Genomic DNA, 2,855 nt, shown 5'->3' on the forward strand with positions numbered 1-2,855 from the left:
GATGTGTTCGACGCCGACACCGTTGAGGCTTTGGTCACCCGGTTGGAGCGGGTGTTGGTGTAGTCGGGGGTGGGTAGGGCGCGGGTGTCGAGTTTGCCGTTGAGGGTGATGGGCAGGGTGTCGAGGGCGATGATGGCGGCGGGGATCATGTAGCTGGGCAGTTGTTGGGCCAGGGTGGCGCGTAGCTGGGTGGGGTCGGCGGTGCCGGTGATGTAGGCGGTGAGGCGTTTGTCGCCGGGGCGGTCTTCGCGCACGATGACCGCGGCGTGTTCGACTCCCTCGAGTGCGGCCAGGGCGGCGTGGATTTCGCCCAATTCGATGCGGTAGCCGCGGATTTTGACTTGATCGTCGGCGCGGCCGTGGTAGTCCAGTTGCCCGTCAGGGCGCCAGCACACCAGGTCCCCGCTGCGATACATCCGGGTTCCCGGCGGCCCGTAGGGGCAGGCCACGAACCGGGCCGCGGTCAATGCCGCCCGGTGCAGATAGCCCAGGCCGACGCCGCGGCCGGCGATATAGAGTTCACCGATCACCCCGGGGGGCACCGGGCGGCACCACGGGTCGAGCACGAACAGCGCCGCCCCGGGCACCGGCAGCCCGATGGGCACCGGGCCCGAGCCCGCGGTCAGTGGGGCGCTGATGGTGGCGTAGACGGTGGTTTCGGTGGGGCCGTAACCGTTGACCATCACCCGCCCGGGCGCCCAGCGTGCGAGGACCTCGGGGGGACAGGCCTCCCCGGCGGCCATCAACGCCACCTGATCCAGTCCGGTCGGCGACAGCGCGGCCAGCGCCGAGGGGGTGTGGCTCAAGACGGTCACGCCTTCGCTGATCAGCAGTGCGTGCAGCTCGTCGGGGGAGCGGGTCAGCTCCTCGGGCACCACCACCAACCGCCCACCAGAAAGCAGGGCACCCCAGATCTCCCACACCGAGAAGTCGAACGCATACGAATGGCATTGGGCCCACACCTGCTCGCATCCCAACCCGATACCCACCTGCAGGCCGTCGAACAAGCGGGTCACATTGGCATGGGTGACCGCCACCCCTTTGGGCACCCCGGTCGTGCCCGAGGTGTAAATGAGGTGCGCCACGTCATCGGGTGCCGGGGCGGGCAGACCGGTGCTGGGCTGGGCAGCAATCCGCGCGTCGTCGACGTCGACGACGACCACACCGCGCCCCTCCAGCCGGGGGCGCAGCGCGGTGGTGCTCAGCACGGCCACCGGGTTGGCGTCGGCCAGCACGAACCCGACCCGCTCATCCGGCAGCGCGGGGTCGATGGGCAGGTAGGCCGCCCCGGTCTTGAGCACCGCCAAGATCGCGATGATGGCCTCACCCGAGCGCGCCAGCACCACCCCCACGCACTGCCCGCGACCAGCCCCCAACCCAATCAGCAGACGCGCCAACCGGTTCGACGCCTCATCGATCTCGCCATACCTCCACGACCGCCCCCCACAACGCACCGCCACCGACCCCGGGGCGCGCGCCACCTGCCGGGCGAACAGCACCGGGATCGACACCGCGCTCACCGACTCGCCCAACACCGCCCGATGCCCCCACTCGCCCACCCGCGCGAGCTCACCGGCATCAAGCACACCAATCGAGGACAACCGCGCCTGGGCATCAGCCGTCATCGCCACCAACACCCGCTCCAACCGGGTGACCAAAGCCTCAACGGTGTCGGCGTCGAACACATCGGTGTCGTATTCGACGCGCACGCCCAGTTCGGACCCGGGCGTGGCCTGCACGGTCAGGGGGTAGTGATTGGATTCGCGGCTGGTGAACTCGGTGATGGCGAGCCCGTCGGCGCCGGCCAGCGCGGCGGTGTCGACGGGGTAGTTTTCGTAGACGAACAGGGTGTCGAAGAGTTGGTCGTGGCCGGTGATGCGGTGAATCTCGTTGAGCGCCAGGTGTTGATGGTCGAGGGTGTGGTTGTGGGTGTCGTGCAGTTGGTGGAGCAGCTCGGCGGTGGTCATGGTGGTGGTGATGTGCGCGCGCACCGGCACGGTGTTGATCAGCAGGCCGACCATGCGGTCGGCTCCCGGTATCTCGACGGGCCGTCCCGAGACCGCGGTGCCGAAGACCACGTCATGGTGGCCGGTCAGTCCCATCAACAGTTGCGCCCACGCCGCCTGCAGCACGGTGTTGACCGTGGTGTGATTCGAGCGCGCCAACTCAGCGACTGACTGGGTGATTGCCGCGGGCAGCCGGCCGGCCTCAACGGCCCGCGTTCCCAATGTCAACCGGCCCGGCGGACCGACGAGGGTGGGGGCGTCAAGGCCGGCGAGCGCTTGGGCCCAGGCGTCGCGGGCGGCGTCGAGGTCGCGCTCGGCCAGCCAGCTGACGAACCGGCGATAGGGTGTCGCGGCCGGCAGTTGCCGGCCTTGGTAGCAGGCGAAGATCTCGTGCAGCAGGATCGGTAGCGACCACCCGTCGAGCACGATGTGATGATTGGTGAGCACGATGCGGTGCCGCTCGTGGGCGGTGCGGATCAACGCCACCCGGAAGGCCGGCTGGCCATTGGGGTTGCACACCGCGGCGCGTTCGGCGGCACACAAACGCGCGAGTTGATCTTCCGCGTCGGTTTCGAATATGACTGATTGCCAAGGTATTTCAGGCACAGCCGGAACGACTTGCACCGGTTGGTCGAATTGTCGACAGAATCGGGCCGCGAGGTGGGGGTGGCGGCTGATGACGGTGCGGACGGCGTCGTGCAGCCGATCCGGGTCCAGCGGACCGGCCACCGAAATCTGCAGCTGGAGCGCGTAGACGTCGTCCGACTCGTGCGTGGTGGCGTGGAAGAGCAGTCCTTCTTGGAGTGCGGTGAGCGGCAGGATGTCGGCGGTGTCGTAGTGGTTTTGGAG

At 68.5% G+C, this 2,855-nt stretch carries 1 protein-coding gene; it reads right to left on the reverse strand.

The genetic code is table 11. The features are described from left to right. The coding region (locus A5704_RS04335; protein WP_156737607.1) for an amino acid adenylation domain-containing protein at window positions 1-2,855 on the reverse strand (2,855 nt) is incomplete at both ends.

The organism is Mycobacterium sp. E735 (genome assembly GCF_001666955.1).
In the GTDB taxonomy this organism is placed as follows: domain Bacteria; phylum Actinomycetota; class Actinomycetes; order Mycobacteriales; family Mycobacteriaceae; genus Mycobacterium.